The sequence below is a fragment of the Dokdonella immobilis genome (assembly GCF_900115085.1).
GTDB classification, from domain to species: domain Bacteria; phylum Pseudomonadota; class Gammaproteobacteria; order Xanthomonadales; family Rhodanobacteraceae; genus Dokdonella; species Dokdonella immobilis.
Window position 1 is genome coordinate 36,825 of the sequence record NZ_FOVF01000018.1, and the last position, 18,284, is coordinate 55,108.

Below are 18,284 nucleotides of genomic sequence, written 5' to 3' on the forward strand. Positions count from 1 at the left end.
GGAGCCTGGCACCCCGTGGACGGATGATTTCTGGTCTTCGGAGCGTACCGCCGGGACGGCTGCCTGTACAGGCGTGACGACGCAATAATTGGTGGCGCACCGATTGTTGCAATGCTGCAACGCGCGAACGCAGCGGCCGGGGTCAGGTTCGCCCGGGCCGCCCTGTCCTTGTCGTATACAGATATATAAATTGTCAGGGCGCGCGCCCGCGCCCGGATCGATCAGATGTCCAGGTTGCTGACCCGCAGTGCGTTCTGCTCGATGAATTCGCGCCGGGGTTCGACGACGTCGCCCATCAAGGTCGAGAAGATCTGATCGGCGGCCACCGCGTCCTCGATGCTGACCTGCAACAGTCGACGCGTATCCGGGTTGACAGTGGTTTCCCAGAGCTGTTCCGGATTCATTTCGCCGAGGCCCTTGAAGCGCTGGATCGTGCGTCCGCGCTTTGCCTCGTCCATGAGCCAGGCCTGGGCCTGGGCGATGCCTTCGGTCAGCATCAGGCGCTTGCCGCCACGAGCAACGCTGGCCCCGGGCTGGATCAGTCCGGCCAGTTCGTGGGCGGCTTCGGCGATCGCTCGGAACTCGCCCCCGACGAAGAAATTGGCCGGCAGGATCTGGGTAGTCTCGGTGCCATGCTGTTCGCGGCGCACGGCCAGCGCCGCGGGATGTTCGCTGGTGGCCGCGCGGATCGAGAAATGATAACGCGGTCGCCCCGAACCGGCCCGGTTCATGCGTGCCGAAAGGTCGGCCATCCAGGCCTCGAGGAATGCCCCATCAAGCCATTGCTCGGGTTTTGGAGGCGCGGCTTCGAGGAACACCCTGAGCAGGTCCGCGTCGTAGCGAGCACCGAGGCGCTCGACCTGGTCGAGGGCCGACTGGTAAGCGGTCAACAGCTTCTCAAGGCCGGCACCGACCAGCGGCGGTGCATCCGGACTGTAGGCCAGCTCGGCGTTGTCGACCGCGTTCGCGATCAGATAGGTGTTGAGCGCGGCATCGTCCTTCAGGTACAGCTCTTGCTTGCCCTGCTTGAGCTTGTACAGGGGCGGCTGGCCAATATAGATGTGGCCACGCTCGAGCAACTCCGGCATCTGCCGGTAGAAGAACGTCAGCAGCAGCGTGCGGATATGGGATCCGTCGACATCGGCATCGGTCATGATGATGATGCGATGGTAGCGGAGCTTGTCGATGTTGTACTCGTCCTTGCCGATGCCGGTGCCAAGCGCGGTGATCAGGGTACCGATCTCGGCCGAGGCCAGCATGCGGTCGAAACGGGCGCGTTCGACGTTGAGGATCTTGCCCTTGAGCGGCAGAATGGCCTGGGTCTTGCGGTTACGTCCCTGCTTGGCCGAGCCACCCGCCGAATCGCCCTCGACGATGAACAGTTCGCTCAGGGCCGGATCCTTCTCCTGGCAGTCGGCCAGTTTTCCGGGCAACCCGGCGATATCGAGCGCGCCCTTGCGCCGCGTCATTTCGCGCGCCTTGCGCGCAGCCTCGCGGGCCCGCGCTGCATCGACGACCTTGGCCGCGATGGCGCGCGCCTCGTTCGGATTCTCGAGCAGGAACTCCTCGAGCTTCTGGTTCACCGCCGATTCGACGATGCCCTTGATCTCGCTCGAAACCAGCTTGTCCTTGGTCTGCGAAGAGAATTTGGGATCCGGCATCTTTACCGAAAGGACGACGATCAGGCCTTCGCGCATGTCGTCGCCGGAGAAGCCGACCTTGGCGGTCTTCTGGATGCCGGCCTTGTCGATGTAGTTGGTCAGGGTGCGGGTCAGGCCGGCACGCAGGCCGGCAAGGTGGGTGCCGCCGTCCTTCTGCGGAATGTTGTTGGTGTAGCAGAAGCAGGTTTCCTGGTACGAATCGGTCCATTGCAGCGCCGCGTCGACCGTGATGGCATCGCTTTTCAGCGAGAAGTACACGACTTTCGGGTGCAGCGGCGTCTTCAGGTGGGCCAGGTGCTCGACAAAGGAGCGGATGCCGCCGGCATATTCGAAGACATCATGGCGTTCGCTGCGCTCGTCGGTCAGCTCGATGCGCACCTCGGAATTGAGGAACGAAAGCTCGCGCAGGCGCTTGGCCAGGATGTCGTAGTGGAACTCGACGTCGGAGAAGATCGTCTTGCTCGGCAGGAAGCGCACCGTGGTGCCCTTGCGTGTCGACGGCCCGACCACCTTGAGCGGATACAGCGGCTCGCCAAGCTTGTACTCCTGGTGATGCTCGTGGCCTTCCCGGTAGATGGTCAGCCAGAGGTGTTCCGATAACGCGTTGACCACGGAGACGCCGACACCGTGCAAACCACCGGAAACCTTGTAGCTGTTGTCATCAAACTTGCCGCCCGCATGCAGCACGGTCATCACGACCTCGGCCGAGGAACGGCCCTCCTCGTGCATGCCGACCGGAATGCCGCGGCCATTGTCGACGACACTGACCGATCCATCGCCATGGATCGTGACCGAGACCTGGTTGGCATGGCCGGCCAGCGCTTCGTCGATCGAGTTGTCGACCACCTCGAAGACCATGTGGTGTAGACCGGAACCGTCATCGGTATCGCCGATGTACATGCCCGGGCGTTTGCGCACCGCCTCGAGCCCTTTCAGGACCTTGATCTTGCTTGAATCGTATTGCTCGCTCATGGGACTCCGCGGTCGTCGATGGCGGGTCGGCGGCCGTTGCGCCGGGACCCGTAGACAAGTCCGTAATTATAGCAGTCAGCGACGAATTCGGCCCTGTTCCACGTGGAACACCTGGAGCGGATGGGCCAATTCGCTGAGACCCGTCGGCAGTTCGGTTCCGGTTACGAGCACCTGCGCGCCACTTCCCTGCGCGAGCTGGACGACTCGCGACTGATGGTCGCGGTCGAGTTCCGAAGCGAGGTCGTCCAGGCAAAGTACGGGGGCCTCCCCACATTGCTCGGCATACAATCGAGCCTGGGCAAAAACGAGCGCCAGCGCGCAGAGCTTCTCCTGGCCGCGCGAAAGATGCTCCCGACGAGGAGCGTGCTCAAACCCGATCGACCAGTCCGCCCGATGCGGGCCGCGCCCGGTGAAACCACGCTCCAGATCGCGGCCGCGACCCTCGAGCAGCGCTTCGGCGAGACTGAGGCCCTCCTTCCAGCCCCACTGGAGATGCACAGACACGGCGCCGAGTTCGCCGAGAAATCCATCGAGGATTTCGTCCAGGACCGGTCGCAACCGCTCGATGTAGGACTGGCGCATGGCAGTGATCCGCGATCCCGCGTCGGCCATCTCGATTTCCCAAGGCTCCAGGCCTCCGGCCCGCGCCCCATCGCGCAAGACCATGTTGCGCTGTCGAAGCGCGCGTTGATATCGGCGCCAACAGGAAAGAAAGGTCGGTTCCACGTGGAACACCCCCCAATCGAGATAGCGGCGACGCTCCTCGGCAACCCTGTTGATTAACTCGTGTGAACCCGGCTCGAAGCAGACCACGGCGCAGGCACCAACCAACCCGGCGATCCCGGTAGCGACCCCATCGAGGCGAGCGTCGAGACGGCCCTCGCTGCGAGCCAGACCCAGGCGACGCTCGCTGCCGTCGGCTCGCAGCAGCCGACCGAACACGGAAAAGCCCGGGCTACCCAACCGCGTCAGCGAATCACGCGCACCCCGGCGAAAGGACCGACCGTGCGAAAGCAGGTAAGCCGCTTCGAGCAGGCTCGATTTGCCGGCACCGTTCGGGCCGACGAACGCCGTCCAGCCGCTATCCAGCGCGAGGTCCAAATCCTCGACGAGGCGCAGGTTCTGGATCCGCAGCTCTCTGAGTACCATGCGCCTGCCCTACCGGAAAAGACAGGGCCCGCGCATCCTGCGATACGCGGGCCCCGGAACAAACATGTGCGAGACGATCAGAGACGCAGCGGCATGACCACATGCCGCGTGTCATCCGAGTCGACCTTGCGCAACAGACAACTCGACTGCGCATCGCGCAGGCTCAGCACGATCTCGTCGCCACTCAGCGCAGCCAGGGCATCCATCAGATAATTGACATTGAAACCGACGCTGAGATCGGAAACCGACGTCTGCACTTCAAGTTCCTCGACCGCCTCTTCCTGCTCGGGGTTGTGCGCGACGATGCGCAACCGATTCGGATTGACCTCGAGCTTGACGCCCCGGTACTTCTCGTTGGACAGGATCGCGGCACGCTGCAAGGCGAAACGCAGATCCTCGCGTCCGACCCGGATGTCCTTGTCGGCGCCGATCGGGATGACCGCCTCGTAGTCCGGGAAGCGTCCATCGATCAACTTCGAGGTGAACGTGACGCCACCACGACGCACGCGCAAATGATTGCGCCCAAGCTCGAGTTCGACCAGGCCTTCACCGGCCTCGAACAAGCCCTGCAATTCGAGCACGCCCTTGCGCGGAATGATGATCTGGCGCCGTGTCGAAATCTGAGAATCGAGCTTGGTCTCGGCCAGGGCCAGGCGATGACCATCGGTAGCCACGCAGCGCAGGGTGTCTTCGCGCACATCGAGCAACAAGCCGTTCAGGTAGTAACGGACATCCTGGTGCGCCATCGCGAACGCTGTCCGACCGATAAGGTCCTTCAAGGTCGCTTCCGGAAGGCTGATCCGCTCGACCAGATCGATGTTGTCGATGACCGGGAACTCGCTCGCTGGAAGGGTCGAAAGGGTGAACCGGCTGCGCCCTGCACTGACCGACACGCGATCGCCATTCTGCTCGATCTTGACCTTGGCCCCGTCCGGCAGGGCGCGGCAAATATCGAACAGCTTGCGCGCCGGGATCGTGACCTCACCCTCGATCAGATCGTCCGCGGCCGTGCGCGCGATCATTTCGACTTCGAGATCGGTGCCGGTAAAAGACACTTCCGAGCCGCTCACGTTGACCAGCAGATTCGACAGCACCGGCAAGGTCTGGCGCCTTTCGACGACGCCTACGACCTGCTGCAGCGGTTTCAGCAAGCCTTCCCGAGGCAGAATGAAGCGCATGATTGGTCCCTTCCTGTTTCTGGCTTTGGTTGTAATGAAGATTTATGGTGGTAGCAGGCTTTGGGGATAACACGCACACCGACATAAAAGCTTCTATAATCAATATGTTGGAACGGAAACTCCCCTTGGAAAACACGCCAGCCGGCATGTGCACGACCTGTGGATAATTCTAACCGCTAAATGACTGCACAGTTTATCCACAGCTCGTTCACCCGGTCAGTATGCGGACCAGCTTTTCCCAGTCCTGATTGAGCTTGCCGTCCGTTTCGCGCAGATTGCGCACGGTCCGGCAGGCATGCAGCACGGTGGTGTGGTCGCGGCCGCCGAACGCATCGCCAATTTCCGGCAAGCTGTGTTCTGTCATCTCCTTGGCCAGGGCCATGGCGATCTGCCGCGGTCGCGCCACCGAGCGGCTCCGGCGCTTCGACAGCAGGTCGGCCATGCGCAGCTGGTAGTACTCGACGACCACCTTCTGGATATTGCCGATACTGATCGCCTGCGCATGCACGGTCAGCAGGTCGCGCAGGGTTTCCTGGGCAAAAGCGACGTCGACCGCCCGGCCGCCGAAGTTCGAGCGCGCGATCAGGGTGTTCAATGCCCCTTCCAGGTCGCGCACGTTCGAGCGCATGCGCTTGGCGATCAGGAAGGCCACGTCCTCGGGGAGCTCGACTCCCTTGCTGGCGGCCTTGCTGAGCAGGATCGCCGCACGCGTTTCGAAGTCCGGTGGCTCGATGGCGACGGAGAGGCCCCAGCCCAGTCGCGACTTCAGGCGTGGTTCGAGGTTCTCGACCTCTTTTGGAAAGCGGTCGCAGGTCAGGATGATCTGCTGCTTGCCGTCGAACAGCGCATTGAAGGTATGGAAGAACTCCTCCTGGGTCGTGTTCTTGCCGGCGAAGAACTGGATGTCGTCGATCAGCAGCGCGTCCACGCTGCGAAAGCGGCGCTTGAACTCCTCCATGTTCTTGGTGCGCAGGGCATCGATCATGCTGCCGACGAATTGCTCGGAGCGCAGATAGAGGACTTTGCAATCGCCATTGTTCTGGCGCATCAGGTTGCCGGCGGCATGCATCAGGTGGGTCTTGCCGAGGCCGGTACCGCCGTACAGCAGCAGCGGATTGAAGGCCCGACCCGGGTTGGTCGCGACCTGGATCGCCGCCGCCTTGCCGAGTTCGTTGGTCTTGCCCTCGACGAAACTCTCGAAAGTGTAGCTGGGGTCGAGATTGTGTGCGGCACCCTGCACCGCGGCCGACTTCGTCGGCGCGCGCCTGGCCGGCGCCTTGCGCGCGCCGAGGGCGCCGACGCCGAGGTTGATCGCAACCGGCTGGCCGTGCTGGTATTCGATCACTGCACGGATGCGAGCGAGGAAGCGCTCGCGCACCATTTCGAGGGTGTAATCGTTCGGTGCCAGCAGGCGCAGCCCCGCCTCGCTTTCCGTGGCCTGCAAGGGCTTCAGATAGGTCTGCACGTCTTCGGCGCCGAATTCCGTTTCCAGACGCTCTATGCAGCGTCGCCAAAGCTCGCTCATGATTCCTCGTTCTTGATCAACCTGTGACACGGGCGAGCGCAATGCCCGGCGCGAACAGCGCAGTCTACTCGCCGCCGCCGGATCCGCGCCAGCGCCAAGCTTGACGCCGCAACCGGCGCGCCACTATCATTCGCGCCCTTTTCCCCAAGCCTGGCGCCGACTCATGGCCACCAAACGTACCTATCAGCCGAGCAACCTCAAGCGCGCGCGCACCCACGGGTTCCGTGCACGCATGAAGACCCGCGGTGGCCGCGCCGTCATCAATGCGCGTCGAGCCAAGGGTCGCAAGCGTCTCGCCGTCTGACCAGACGCCTGGCGCTGGCGTGCGGCAGTTCAGCCTGCCGCGCGCGACGCGCCTGCTCAAGGCCGGCGACTTCGCCGCGCTGCGTGGCAACTCCCGCCGACTCGGCGCCCGCCACTTCATAGCGGAATACTCCCCGAACTCGCTATCGACCTGCCGACTCGGCCAGGCCGTGTCGCGGCGCGTCTCCAAACGCGCGGTCGATCGCAACCGCATCAAGCGCCTGGTCCGCGAAAGCTACCGGCTGATCCGCACCGGGCTGCCCACCGTCGACATCCTCCTGATCGCGCGGACCAGCGCCGTGCAGGCGCCGAGTGCCGAGCTGCGCGCCGACCTCGACGCGCTGTGGAAAAAGCTCATGGCATTGAAGGCCGCGGCCGGCACCGGCACAATGCGCGGCTGATTGCGCTGCGCGACCGGCCATGGTCGCCGCCATTCGACCGCGCGCTCCCGATATCCCCATCCCGCCGCCGCAACCCGGCGAGCCTGTCCAAGAATCCGATATCCCCATGAACAATCCCCGCACCTTCCTGCTGGTCGCCCTGTTCGCCCTGGTCTATCTGATCTGGTCGCAATGGCAGATCGACTACGCGCCGCAACCAGCCACTGCCGCCAGCACGGCCCCGCAGGTGGCTGCCGGCCAGACGCCAGCACCGATACCGTCCTCTGCGGAAATACCGCAGGCCGGTCCGGTCGCGACCACCGCGACCACGCAGGTCCCGCCGGCCGCCGCTGGCGAAGCCCCGACAACCGATCCGGTGATCGTCCAGACCGACCTGCTCCGCGTCGAAATCGACCCGCGCGGCGGCAGCGTGATCAGCGCCGAGTTGCTGGCCTACCCGGAACAGCCCAAGCAGCCCGAGCGCGTGCGCCTGCTGAGCCCGGAACCGGATAGCTACTTCGTGGCCCAGAGCGGCCTGGTCAGCAATACCGGCCCGGCGCCGAACCACCAGTCCCTGTTCGAGACCGCGAGCCACAGTTACCAGCTCGCCGACGGCCAGAATCGCCTCGAGGTGCCGCTGACCTGGCGCGATGCGAGCGGGATCACGGTCACCAAGACCTTCGTCTTCGAGCGCGCCAGCTATGTGATCGAGCAAACCCAGAAGATCGACAACCAGAGCGCCGCCGCATGGAGCGGCAACGCCTACCGGCAGTTGCAACGCGTGCCGCTGGTCATCGACACCTCGGGCATCAAGGGCTACACGAACACGGCGCGCTACAGCTTCATGGGTGCGGCCTGGTACAGCCCCGAAGAGAAATTCCAGAAGCTCGCCTTCGACAAGTTCGGCAAGGAGCCGCTGAAGAAGGAAGTCACCGGCGGCTGGATCGCGCTGCTGCAGCATTACTTCTTCGCAGCCTGGATACCGCCCGCCACCGAGACCGAGCAATTCAGCAGCGAAACGGTCGCCACGAGCGGACCGCCCCGCTATCTCGTGCGCGGCATGTCACCGCCGATCAGCATCGCAGCGGGCACCAGCGGAACCCTGAGCGCGCGACTGTACGTGGGTCCCAAGCTGCAGAGCACCCTCGACGACCTCGCCCCGGGCCTGGCCAAGACCGCCGACTACGGCATCTTCACGGTCATCTCCGAGCCACTGCACTGGCTGCTCTCGCAGTTCCACAAGCTGACCGGCAACTGGGGCTTCGCCATCATCCTGCTCGTGCTGCTGATCAAGGCCGTGTTCTTCAAGCTGAGCGAAGCGCAGTACCGCTCGATGGCCAAGATGCGCAAGATGCAGCCGCGCGTCGCCGCGCTCAAGGAGCGCTACGGCGACGATCGCCAGAAGCTAAACCAGGCCATGCTGGAGCTTTACCAGAAGGAAAAAATAAACCCGCTCGGCGGCTGTCTGCCGATGCTAGTGCAGATCCCCGTCTTCCTTGGCCTCTACTGGGTCTTGCTCGAGAGCGTCGAACTGCGCCAGGCACCGTTCATCCTTTGGATCCACAACCTGACCGCGCCGGATCCCTACTACGTGCTGCCGATCCTCAACGCGGCGACGATGCTGGCGACCCAGTTCCTGACCCCGATGACCGGCATGGATCCGCTGCAGGCGAAGATGATGAAGTTCATGCCGCTGATCTTCTCGGTCCTGTTCGCCTTCTTCCCGGCCGGCCTGGTCCTGTACTGGACCGTCAACGGCGCCCTCGGCCTGCTCCAGCAGTGGATCATCACGCGGCGCATCGAAGGCGCCGGCAAGCCGCTCGCTGCCGCGGCCAAGTAGCCGGCGGCGCCGAAGCCACGGACCTCCCGGCGATGAGCGGACAAGGCGAGACGATTGCCGCCATCGCCTCGCCGCCGGGGCCCGGTGGCATCGGCGTGATCCGACTCAGCGGCGCGGGCGTCGCGGCGCTGGCCGAGCGCCTGCTCGGCCGGACACCGACACCACGGCACGCGCACTACTGCGCGCTCACCGATGCGACTGGCGGTGTGCTTGATCGTGGCCTGCTGCTGCATTTCCCTGCACCGCACTCCTTCACCGGAGAAGATGTGCTCGAGCTTCAGATGCACGGCAGCCCGGTCATGCTCGGTTGCGTGCTCGAGCGTTGCCTCGAACTCGGCGCGCGCCACGCGCGCCCGGGTGAATTCTCCGAGCGCGCCTTCCTCAACGGCAGGATCGACCTGGCCCAGGCCGAAGCGATCGCCGATCTGATTGCGAGCGGTTCGGAGGCCGCTGCGCGCGCCGCGGTGCGCAGTCTCGAGGGCGACTTCTCGCAACAGGTGCACGCCCTGACCGAGAGTGTCGTGCGCCTGCGCGTCTGGATCGAGGCGGCGATCGACTTCCCCGAGGAGGAAGTCGATTTTCTGGCCGAGCCCACCGTGCTCGAAGACCTCGAGCGCCTGCGCCACCAGCTCGATGAAATCCTCACCGCGAGCCGCCGCGGCGTGCGCCTGCTCGACGGCCTCCACGTCGTCATCATCGGCCGCCCGAATGCCGGCAAGTCGAGCCTGCTCAACCGCCTGGCGGCCAGCGAGCGCGCGATCGTCACCGAGATCCCAGGGACCACGCGCGACGTGCTGCGCGAAACCATCCATCTCGACGGCATCGCCCTGACCCTGGTCGATACCGCCGGCCTGCGCGAAACGGCGGACCCGATCGAGATCGAAGGCATGCGCCGCGCACGCGCCGAACTCGAGCGCGCCGACCTCGCCGTGCTGGTCAGCGACGACGCCCACGCCGAGTCGGACCATGGCCTGCTCGACGTCCTCCCGGCTTCGGCGCAGCGCATCGTCGTGCACAACAAGATCGATCTCGACGGCCACCCTCCCCGCCGCGCCATGGTCGACGGTGATACCCATCTGTGGCTGTCGGCACGTACCGGCGAAGGGCTGCCGATGCTGATCCAGGCCTTGAAGGACGTAGCCGATCCCGGGGAAGCAGCCAGCGGCACCTTCAGTGCGCGCACCCGCCACGTCGCCGCGTTGCAGCGAGCCAGCGATGGCCTAGAAGCGGCATGGCACGCCCTGACCGAACGGCGCGCCGGCGAACTCGCCGCCGAGGAACTGCGCGGCGTGCAGCGCGAACTCGGCTCGATCACCGGCGAATTCAGCAACGAGGACCTGCTCGGGCGCATCTTTGCGGACTTCTGCATCGGCAAGTAGGCCCTGGGCGCTCCTTGCACCCCTCGATTGCCGCCGTCTCCGGCCGCAAACCACGAGGATTCGCCCGTTTCAAGGACGCACAACCGTCCAACAGACCAGGCCCTCGAAGGGCAGGTCGAGGGAATGATGCGCAACGGAAAGCGAACACGTCCAACGCGCCGGCAATGGCGCGGTTTCAATCGGCGCCGGTCACCGGGATAATCGAGGGCCAACAAGGAGGATCCAATGCGTGTGTTCTGGCTCGTCGTCATCCTGCTGTGCGCCAACCGCGTGAGCGCCGATTCGCTGACCATCGAAAGCATCTTCGCCGGAGGGGGACTCGATGGCCCGGTGCCGCAGGCCCTGAAGATCTCCCCGGACGGCGCACGCGTCTCGTTCCTGCGTGGCCGCAAGGACGACCAGAGCCGGCTCGACCTCTGGGAATACAACATCAGGGACAAGACCACACGACGCCTCGTCGATGCCGACGCCATCGACAGCGGCGCCGAACTGAGCGATGCCGAGAAGGCCCGTCGCGAACGCGCGCGCCGCGCCGGCCTCAGCGGCATCATCGACTACCAGTGGTCGCCGGACGGCAAGTCGCTGCTGTTTCCACTGTCAGACAAACTCTATCTCTATACACTTGGCGCCGGCGACAAGTCACTGCGTGAATTGCCGACCGGTGGCGCCGTTATCGATCCGCGCGTCTCGCCGAAGGGCGGCTTCGTCTCCTTCGTTCGCGGACAGAACCTCTGGGTCATCGACCTCGCCACAGACAAGGCCAGCGCGTTGACGACCGATGGCGGCGACACCATCCACAACGGCGAAGCGGAATTCGTGGCCCAGGAGGAAATGGCGCGCGATCGCGGCTACTGGTGGGCGCCCGATGACTCGGCGATCGCCTTCGAACGCTACGATGAATCGGCGGTCGACATCGTCAAGCGCAGCGAAGTCTATGCCGACCGCACCGAAGTCATCGAACAACGCTACCCGGCCGCCGGCAAGGCCAATGTCACGGTCAAACTCGGCTTGATCGCCCCGGCGGGTGGCGAGGCGCGCTGGATCGATCTCGGCATCGATCCCGATATCTATCTGGCGCGGGTCGACTGGCTGGCCGATGGCAGGCGGCTTTCCTACCAGGTCGAAACACGCAACCAGCAACGCCTCGAGTTGCGCATGGTCGAAACCGACAGCCTCGAGCAGCGCACCGTGCTGAGCGAGAGCAGCGCAACCTGGATCAACCTCAACGACGACCTGCGCTTCCTTGCCGACGGCAAGACCCTGCTCTGGGCCAGCGAACGCAGCGGCTACAAGCACCTTTACCTGTACGGGCTCGACGGCACGCTACGTCACGCGGTCAGTGCCGGCGACTGGAACATCGACAAGCTGCTGGCAGTCGACGAAGCGGCGGCAACCGTCTACGTGCAGTCGAACCGCGACTTCGTACCCGATACCCAGGTCTATGCGCTCAAGCTCGACGGCAGCGAGGCCGATGCCCCACGCCGCATCAGCGAGCGCGACGGCACCCACACGACCACGTTTGCCGATGACGCGAGCTTCTACGTGGACACCTTCAGCAATCCGAAAACGCCGCCCCAGGTCAGCGTGCGCAAGCCCGATGGCAGCCTGCTCGCCTGGATCGAACAGAACACGCTTGACGACACCCACCCGTATGCGGCCTACCGGGCCACATCGATCGAACCGGAATTCGGCACCCTCAAGGCCGACGACGGGCAAACCCTGTATTACCGGTTGTACAAGCCGGCCGGCTTCGACCCAGCCAAGCGCTACCCGGTGTTCAATTTTTACTACGGCGGCCCTGGCGTGCAGAAGGTGGTCCGTGCCTGGGGTGACTCCGGTTCGGCGCATGCCTCGCAACAGGTCAAGTTCCTCGAGTACATGGCCCAGCAGGGCTATGTCGTGTTCACCCTCGACAACCGCGGCATGGCCCGGCGCGGACGCAGCTTCTCGGACGTGATCTACCGCCAACTCGGCAATGCCGAGGTGCTCGACCAGCTGGCCGGCATCCGCTGGCTCGCAGCGCAGCCCTGGGTCGATGCCCGGCGCATCGGCGTATTCGGCTGGAGCTACGGCGGCTACATGACGACGATGCTGCTGAGCAAGGCCTCCGATGCGATCGCCGGAGGCATCGCCGTGGCCCCGGTCACCGACTGGGCCCTGTACGACACGCATTACACGGAACGCTACCTGTCGACGCCAGCGGACAACCCGGCCGGCTACATCCGCAGTGCGCCGTTCGCCTGGCTCGACGGCCTCAGCTCGCGCCTGTTCCTCGTCCATGGCATGGCCGATGACAACGTCCTGTTCGAAAATTCGACCAAGCTCATGGCCGAATTGCAGCTGCGTGGCATCCCGTTCGACCTGATGACCTATCCGGGCGGCAAGCACGGCCTGGCCACGACATCGATGCGCCTGCACGTCTATCATGCGATCGCCGACTGGTTCGATCGCAACATCAAGGCGCGAGCGACGCACAGCGACCACTAGCCCGGATTATTCATGAATTTCACGCGCCCTCGCTTGTCCCTTGAATCCACGCGGCTTTTCGCTCATTCGGCGATAGGGCCCGCTATCCCCTCAATCGCGAAAAACCGCCTGAATCCAAGGTCCTGCGCGATCATCGCGCGAATTCACGAATAATCCGGGCTAGCGCGGTTCTCGCCAGGAAAATCTCTCGGGGGGCGTCCAGGCATGCTGATCGGGGTGATCGTCGCGGTTCTCGCGCTGCTGCTCGGCGCCATCGTCATCTTCAATCGGCTGGTCGCCGAGCGCAATCAGATGCGCGCGGCCTGGAGCGACATCGACGTGCAGCTGATGCGCCGGCACGACCTGACCCCGCAACTGGTCACCGCGGTCAAGGCCTATGCCGATCACGAGCGCGCCACCCTGACCACGGTCAGCGAGCTGCGGACCCGCGCCGAGGCCGCCGCCGGCCTCGGCGATCGCGCCCGTCTCGAGGATGAACTCGGCCGCCAGATCGAGCGCCTGCTGGCCCTGCAGGAAAGCTATCCGGATCTCAAGGCCAGCGACAACTTCCTGCAGTTGCAGCGCGACCTGGTCGCCATCGAGGACCACCTGCAGTACGCCAGGCGCTACTACAACGGCGCCGTGCGTCAGCTCAACACCCGCATCGAGCATTTTCCCGACCTGATCGTGGCCCGCATGGCCGGCTTTCAACGTGGAGAATTCTTCGAAGCCAATGCGCAAACGAGGAGTCCGCCATGATCCGCACGCTGGTCCTGTCGCTGGTCCTGTTCTGCAGTCTCGCGGCGCACGCCGACGAGCGCATCCTGCTCTTCCACAGCGACATCGAGATCGCCGCCGACTCGACCATGACCGTGGTCGAGACGATCCGCGTGCGCGCCGAGGGCGACCGCATCCGTCGCGGCATCTACCGCGATTTCCCGACCCACTACCAGGATCGCTACGGCAACCGCGTCAACGTGCTGTTCGAGCCGCTCGACGTCAGCCGCGACGGCAAACCCGAAAAGTGGCATGCCGAGGGGCTTTCCAATGGCGTACGCGTCTACTTCGGCGACCCCGAGGTCTATCTCGGCAGCGGTGAGTTCAGCTACCGCTTCCGCTATCGCACGGCGCGCCAGCTCGGCTTCTTCGAGGACCACGACGAGCTGTACTGGAACGTCACCGGCAATGGTTGGGATTTCACTATCGACGAGGCCAGCGCGAGCGTGCACCTGCCGGGAAATCCGTCGGCGGACAGCATCCGGGTCGAGGGCTATACCGGTCCGCAAGGCGCCAAGGGCCAGGCCTACAGCGCCGAAACGGGTAGTGATGGCGCGCAGGCGAGAATCGTGACGACGCGCGCCCTGCCTCCGCAAAACGGCCTGACCGTGGTGGTCAGCTTTCCCAAGGGCATCGTGACCAGGCCCGACCTGGCCCGCAACCTGAGCTGGTTCGCCGCCGACAACCGGCGCGAGGCGGTCATGGCGATCGGCCTGCTGGTCCTGACCGGGTTCCTCTACCTGCAATGGCGACGGGTCGGCCGCGATCCGAAGGGTGGCGTGGTCATTCCCGAATACGATCCGCCGGCCGGTCTGTCGCCGGCGGCGGTGCGCTATATCCGGCGCATGGCCTATGACGACCGCTGCTTCGCCGCCGACATGGTCGCGCTCGGCGTGCGCGGCAGCGTGCGCATCCGCAAGGACGGCAAGTCCGATTACTCGATCGAACGCATGCCGGGTAGCCATCCCGCCAACGACGTGCCCGAGTCGGAACGCACCCTCTATGAGGGCCTGCTCGGCAGCCGCAGTTCGCTCGAGTTCGACGACAAGAACCACGCGATCATCGGCCCCGCCCGCAGCGCCCACCAGAAGCTGCTCGATTCGACCCAGGCGAAGCCGAACTTCCGCCGCAACGACGGCATCGGCTGCCTCGGCGGCCTGATCGCAATCGCTGCGATCGTGGCCGCCTTCCTGATCGATCCGCTGTCGGTCAACGCGCCGGTCATCGTGCCGACCGTCGCCGTTTTCATCCTGGCTTCGATCCTCAGTGGCATCGTGGTCAACGCCGTGGTCGCCTGGAAGGACGGCCGGCGGCCAGTCGGCCTGATCATCGGCGCGATCATCGTCATGGTCGTGCTGGTCGTTGCCGCCGGGTACCTGAGCGTCAGCACGAGTGTCCTCTGTGCCCTGCTGGTCGCCTTGCTCTCTGCCGTCCAGGTGCCGTTTGCGCACTGGATGAAGGCACCCACGCCGGCCGGACGCAAGCTGCTCGACCGCATCGAAGGCCTGCGCCTCTATCTCGGCGTCGCCGAACGCCAGGACCTGGCCCGGGCCAAGGCGCCGCCGATGAGCGTCGAGGAATACCAGCGCCTGCTGCCCTACGCGCTTGCCCTCGATGTCGAAAAGACCTGGGGCGACCAGCTGGCCGCAGCGATCGGTCCGGCCGCGGTCGCTGCCGCAGCCGCCGGCATGGCCTGGTACGCGGCCAGCGATTCGAGCCGCGGCTTCGACGCCAGTAGCTTCGGCAGCTCACTCGGCTCGAGCCTGAGCAGCGCGATCAGCTCCTCGGCAAGCCCGCCCGGATCGTCATCGGGTGGCGGTGGCGGTGGATCCTCGGGCGGCGGTGGAGGCGGCGGCGGCGGCGGGGGGTGGTGAACGAAGGCCGGGAATGGGGAATGGAGAATGGAGAATCGAAAGAGCCAAGCAGGAAACGAAAGGATTCGGAACCACGCGGTTAACGCCTCCCCATTCCCTATTCTCCATTCCCAGCGCCATCAGGCGCATCTCGATTTCCCCGCTGCCTCGAGCGCGGCCAGATACTCGGCCCAGTTCTTCGCCTGATCGCGACCGAGCTCGTAGAGCGTTTCCCAGGAGAAGATGCCGGTCTGGTGGCCATCGCTGAACTTGAGCAGCACGGCGTAGTTGCCGACCGGAACGATCTCGTCGATGGCGACGTCGATCTTGCCGGCAACGAGCACCTTCTGGCCCGGCCCATGCCCCTGCACTTCCGCACTCGGTGAGTTGACCCGAAGGTATTCGGCCGGCAAGCGGAACACCTCGCCGTCATCGAAACCGACTTCGAGCGCATGCGAGGCGCGGTGCAGGGTGAGCTGGGTGGGGGTGGGCATTTTTTGGGGGAATAGGGAATGGGGAATAGGGAATGGGTCAAGCCAAAGCGGCCAACCGCGATATGGGGCTCTTGCTTTTCCTATTCCCTATTCCCTACTCCCCATTCCCAGTCCTTCAATGCACCGAATCCGAAACCGGCATGCGCGGGCTCATCGGGTCGGTCGGCGTGCCGGCGACGAGCCACAGCGCATCGAGGTAACCGGTGCCGAAGCCGATCGAGGCGATTTCATCGAAGCCGTAGTCGCCGGCATCGGCATGCCAGTGCGCATTCGGATCGACCTCGCGCAACAGCAGGGCATCGTTCTCGATGCCGACCAGCTGGCCGATGTAGCTGACCTCGCCGTCCTCGTCCTCGATCACGTTCACCGACAACAGCGGCGCGAAGCGCATCGCTGCTTCGGCAATCGCCGCCCAGCTGTCGAGCGGAAAATCCTCCGGGATGGCGAGTGGCTCGTTGCGCAGGGCCAGCGCCTTCTCGACGAACTCGCGCGAGGGATCTTCCTCGACCTGAGTCAGGTCGGCAATCGAGAGCACGACATAGCCGTCGAAGCGCATGGCGTCGCCGACCTCGGCGATCAAGCAGAACTCACGCGAGAGGCCGACCACATAGCCGTGGATCCACCCCGGCTGGACCCGCTCGCGGGCGAAACGCATCGGAATTCGCTGCTCGAGGGCTTCGCGCAGAAGCACGCGAACACCGCGGGATTTGAACGGAACAACAGTACTCATGGCGCTATGGTCGGATGAATGGCTTGCCGCTGCAACTGCAGTGGCGGGAATGGAGAATGGGGAATGGGGAATGGGGAAGAGCAAACGGCGTGAAATTGCAGTCTTTGCTTCACACCATTCCCCATTCCCTATTCTCCATTCCCGGCAACTAGAGGATGTAACGCGACAGATCCTCGTCCTTGACCAGTTCGCCGAGATGGGTGTCGACGTAGGCCGCATCGATGCTGAACGAGCCGCCGTCATGGTCGGAGGCGGTGAACGAGATCTCGTCGAGCAGGCGTTCGAGCACGGTGTGCAGGCGTCGCGCGCCGATGTTCTCGGTGCGCTCGTTGACCTGGAAGGCCACTTCGGCAAGTCGCCTGATGCCGTCGTCGGTGAACGCGAGCGTGACGCCTTCGGTGGCCAGCAAGGCGGTGTACTGCTTGGTCAGGGCGTGTTGCGGTTCGCTCAGGATGCGCCGGAAGTCCTCGGCGGTCAGCGCGCCGAGCTCGACCCGGATCGGAAAACGGCCCTGCAGCTCGGGAATCAGGTCGGAGGGCTTGGCCAGCGAGAATGCGCCCGAAGCGATGAACAGGATGTGGTCGGTGCGCACGATGCCGTGCTTAGTCGTCACCGTCGAGCCCTCGACCAGCGGCAACAGGTCGCGCTGCACGCCCTCGCGGCTGACCCCGGCGCCACTGAACTCGCCGCGCTGGGCGACCTTGTCGATCTCGTCGATGAAGACAATGCCGTTCTGCTCGCAGTTCTCGATCGCCTTCTGCTTGATGTCCTCGTCGTTGACCAGCTTGCCGGCCTCTTCCTCGATCAGCAGCGGCCGGGCCTGGGCGACGCTGAGCTTGCGCTTCTGCGTGCGCGACCCGGACAGCGACTGGAACATGCCATGCAGCTGGTTGGTCATCTCCTCCATGCCGGGCGGAGCCATGATCTCGACGCCGATGTTGAGGGCCACCTCGATTTCGATCTCGCGCGCGTCGAGCTGTCCTTCGCGGTACTGCTTGAGCAGCTTCTGCCGCGTCTCGGTGGCCCGTTCGTCGGCCTGGACCGGTTCATTGGCGAAACCGACCGTCTGCCGGCGTGGCAGCAGCGCATCGAGGATGCGGTCCTCGGCGCGATCCTCGGCCTGGCTGCGCACGCGCGCCTTGGCCTGCTCGCGGGCCATCTTCACGGCGGCTTCGGCGAGGTCGCGGATGATCTGCTCGACGTCCTTGCCGACGTAACCGACCTCGGTGAACTTGGTCGCCTCGACCTTGATGAACGGCGCATTCGCGAGCGCCGCCAGGCGTCGCGCGATCTCGGTCTTGCCGACCCCGGTCGGACCGATCATGAGGATGTTCTTCGGCGTCACCTCGTTGCGCAATTCGACATCGAGCTGCATGCGCCGCCAGCGGTTGCGCAGGGCGATCGAGACCGCCCGCTTGGCCGCATTCTGGCCAATGATGTAGCGGTCGAGCTCATGGACGATTTCGCGGGGGGTCATTTCCTGCATGATCTTGGAGCCGGGAATGGGGAATGGAGAATCGGGAATGGTAAAAGCCGCAGGGAAGGAACTGGAATTCGGGTTTCGGTCTTTACCATTC

General features: G+C 64.6%; 14 protein-coding genes. 7 read left to right on the forward strand and 7 right to left on the reverse strand.

Annotation, left to right across the window (positions count from 1 at the left end):
* Positions 1 to 221 precede the first annotated feature (221 nt).
* The 4 genes from gyrB to dnaA all read right to left on the reverse strand — a co-directional run bounded on the left by gyrB (position 222) and on the right by dnaA (position 6,485).
* Positions 222 to 2,633, reverse strand: coding sequence for a DNA topoisomerase (ATP-hydrolyzing) subunit B (gene gyrB, locus BM125_RS12575; RefSeq protein WP_092408481.1), 2,412 nt, complete (start codon positions 2,631 to 2,633; stop codon positions 222 to 224).
* Between the two features lie 75 nt (positions 2,634 to 2,708).
* A complete protein-coding gene (gene recF / locus BM125_RS12580) occupies positions 2,709 to 3,782 on the reverse strand; it encodes a DNA replication/repair protein RecF (protein ID WP_092408483.1) in 1,074 nt (357 codons plus the stop codon).
* 77 nt (positions 3,783 to 3,859) lie between these two features.
* Entirely contained in the window at positions 3,860 to 4,960 is a 1,101-nt protein-coding gene (dnaN, locus tag BM125_RS12585) for a DNA polymerase III subunit beta (RefSeq protein ID WP_092408485.1), read from the reverse strand.
* Between the two features lie 208 nt (positions 4,961 to 5,168).
* Positions 5,169 to 6,485, reverse strand: a complete 1,317-nt coding sequence (gene dnaA, locus BM125_RS12590; protein ID WP_092408487.1) for a chromosomal replication initiator protein DnaA — start codon at positions 6,483 to 6,485, stop codon at positions 5,169 to 5,171.
* Positions 6,486 to 6,648: 163 nt separating this feature from the next.
* Here dnaA and rpmH point away from each other — a divergent pair, with 163 nt between their 5' ends.
* From rpmH to BM125_RS12625, 7 genes are all read left to right on the forward strand, one after another.
* Complete coding sequence (gene rpmH / locus BM125_RS12595; RefSeq protein ID WP_092408490.1) at positions 6,649 to 6,789, forward strand: 50S ribosomal protein L34; 141 nt, start codon at positions 6,649 to 6,651, stop codon at positions 6,787 to 6,789.
* Between the two features lie 19 nt (positions 6,790 to 6,808).
* Positions 6,809 to 7,189 carry a ribonuclease P protein component gene (gene rnpA, locus BM125_RS12600; RefSeq protein ID WP_245778912.1) on the forward strand — a complete coding sequence of 127 codons (381 nt, stop codon included), beginning with the start codon at positions 6,809 to 6,811 and terminating at the stop codon, positions 7,187 to 7,189.
* A 106-nt stretch (positions 7,190 to 7,295) separates the two neighbouring features.
* Positions 7,296 to 9,008, forward strand: a complete 1,713-nt coding sequence (yidC, locus tag BM125_RS12605) for a membrane protein insertase YidC (RefSeq protein WP_092408494.1) — start codon at positions 7,296 to 7,298, stop codon at positions 9,006 to 9,008.
* A 32-nt stretch (positions 9,009 to 9,040) separates the two neighbouring features.
* Entirely contained in the window at positions 9,041 to 10,387 is a 1,347-nt protein-coding gene (gene mnmE / locus BM125_RS12610; protein ID WP_092408496.1) for a tRNA uridine-5-carboxymethylaminomethyl(34) synthesis GTPase MnmE, read from the forward strand.
* A gap of 225 nt (positions 10,388 to 10,612) precedes the next feature.
* The gene (locus tag BM125_RS12615; RefSeq protein ID WP_092408498.1) at positions 10,613 to 12,874 is read left to right on the forward strand and encodes a S9 family peptidase; all 2,262 of its coding nucleotides are present in this window, start codon (positions 10,613 to 10,615) and stop codon (positions 12,872 to 12,874) included.
* A gap of 204 nt (positions 12,875 to 13,078) precedes the next feature.
* Positions 13,079 to 13,612 carry a LemA family protein gene (locus BM125_RS12620; RefSeq protein WP_175498067.1) on the forward strand — a complete coding sequence of 178 codons (534 nt, stop codon included), beginning with the start codon at positions 13,079 to 13,081 and terminating at the stop codon, positions 13,610 to 13,612.
* Positions 13,609 to 15,504 (forward strand): DUF2207 domain-containing protein, encoded by a 1,896-nt coding sequence (locus tag BM125_RS12625; RefSeq protein ID WP_092408500.1) that lies wholly within the window; start codon positions 13,609 to 13,611, stop codon positions 15,502 to 15,504. Before BM125_RS12620 ends, BM125_RS12625 begins: the two co-directional genes overlap by 4 nt.
* Before the next feature lie 119 nt (positions 15,505 to 15,623).
* On the opposite strand, the gene BM125_RS12630 is transcribed toward BM125_RS12625, so the two are convergent.
* The 3 genes from BM125_RS12630 to hslU all read right to left on the reverse strand — a co-directional run bounded on the left by BM125_RS12630 (position 15,624) and on the right by hslU (position 18,193).
* Positions 15,624 to 15,977 (reverse strand): gamma-butyrobetaine hydroxylase family protein, encoded by a 354-nt coding sequence (locus BM125_RS12630; protein ID WP_139224992.1) that lies wholly within the window; start codon positions 15,975 to 15,977, stop codon positions 15,624 to 15,626.
* A 115-nt stretch (positions 15,978 to 16,092) separates the two neighbouring features.
* Entirely contained in the window at positions 16,093 to 16,707 is a 615-nt protein-coding gene (locus BM125_RS12635) for a hypothetical protein (RefSeq protein ID WP_139224993.1), read from the reverse strand.
* A gap of 148 nt (positions 16,708 to 16,855) precedes the next feature.
* Positions 16,856 to 18,193, reverse strand: a complete 1,338-nt coding sequence (gene hslU / locus BM125_RS12640) for an ATP-dependent protease ATPase subunit HslU (protein ID WP_092408504.1) — start codon at positions 18,191 to 18,193, stop codon at positions 16,856 to 16,858.
* Positions 18,194 to 18,284: the final 91 nt, after the last annotated feature.

Excerpts from the sequence above, each read along its gene's own strand:
- dnaN (WP_092408485.1), bottom strand. The coding sequence starts at position 4,960 with ATGCGCTTCATTCTGCCTCGGGAAGGCTTGCTGAAACCGCTGCAGCAG.
- BM125_RS12635 (WP_139224993.1), bottom strand. The coding sequence starts at position 16,707 with ATGAGTACTGTTGTTCCGTTCAAATCCCGCGGTGTTCGCGTGCTTCTG.
- yidC (WP_092408494.1), top strand. The coding sequence starts at position 7,296 with ATGAACAATCCCCGCACCTTCCTGCTGGTCGCCCTGTTCGCCCTGGTC.
- gyrB (WP_092408481.1), bottom strand. The coding sequence starts at position 2,633 with ATGAGCGAGCAATACGATTCAAGCAAGATCAAGGTCCTGAAAGGGCTC.
- mnmE (WP_092408496.1), top strand. The coding sequence starts at position 9,041 with ATGAGCGGACAAGGCGAGACGATTGCCGCCATCGCCTCGCCGCCGGGG.
- BM125_RS12630 (WP_139224992.1), bottom strand. The coding sequence starts at position 15,977 with ATGCCCACCCCCACCCAGCTCACCCTGCACCGCGCCTCGCATGCGCTC.
- BM125_RS12625 (WP_092408500.1), top strand. The coding sequence starts at position 13,609 with ATGATCCGCACGCTGGTCCTGTCGCTGGTCCTGTTCTGCAGTCTCGCG.
- dnaA (WP_092408487.1), bottom strand. The coding sequence starts at position 6,485 with ATGAGCGAGCTTTGGCGACGCTGCATAGAGCGTCTGGAAACGGAATTC.
- BM125_RS12615 (WP_092408498.1), top strand. The coding sequence starts at position 10,613 with ATGCGTGTGTTCTGGCTCGTCGTCATCCTGCTGTGCGCCAACCGCGTG.
- BM125_RS12620 (WP_175498067.1), top strand. The coding sequence starts at position 13,079 with ATGCTGATCGGGGTGATCGTCGCGGTTCTCGCGCTGCTGCTCGGCGCC.
- rpmH (WP_092408490.1), top strand. The coding sequence starts at position 6,649 with ATGGCCACCAAACGTACCTATCAGCCGAGCAACCTCAAGCGCGCGCGC.
- hslU (WP_092408504.1), bottom strand. The coding sequence starts at position 18,193 with ATGCAGGAAATGACCCCCCGCGAAATCGTCCATGAGCTCGACCGCTAC.
- recF (WP_092408483.1), bottom strand. The coding sequence starts at position 3,782 with ATGGTACTCAGAGAGCTGCGGATCCAGAACCTGCGCCTCGTCGAGGAT.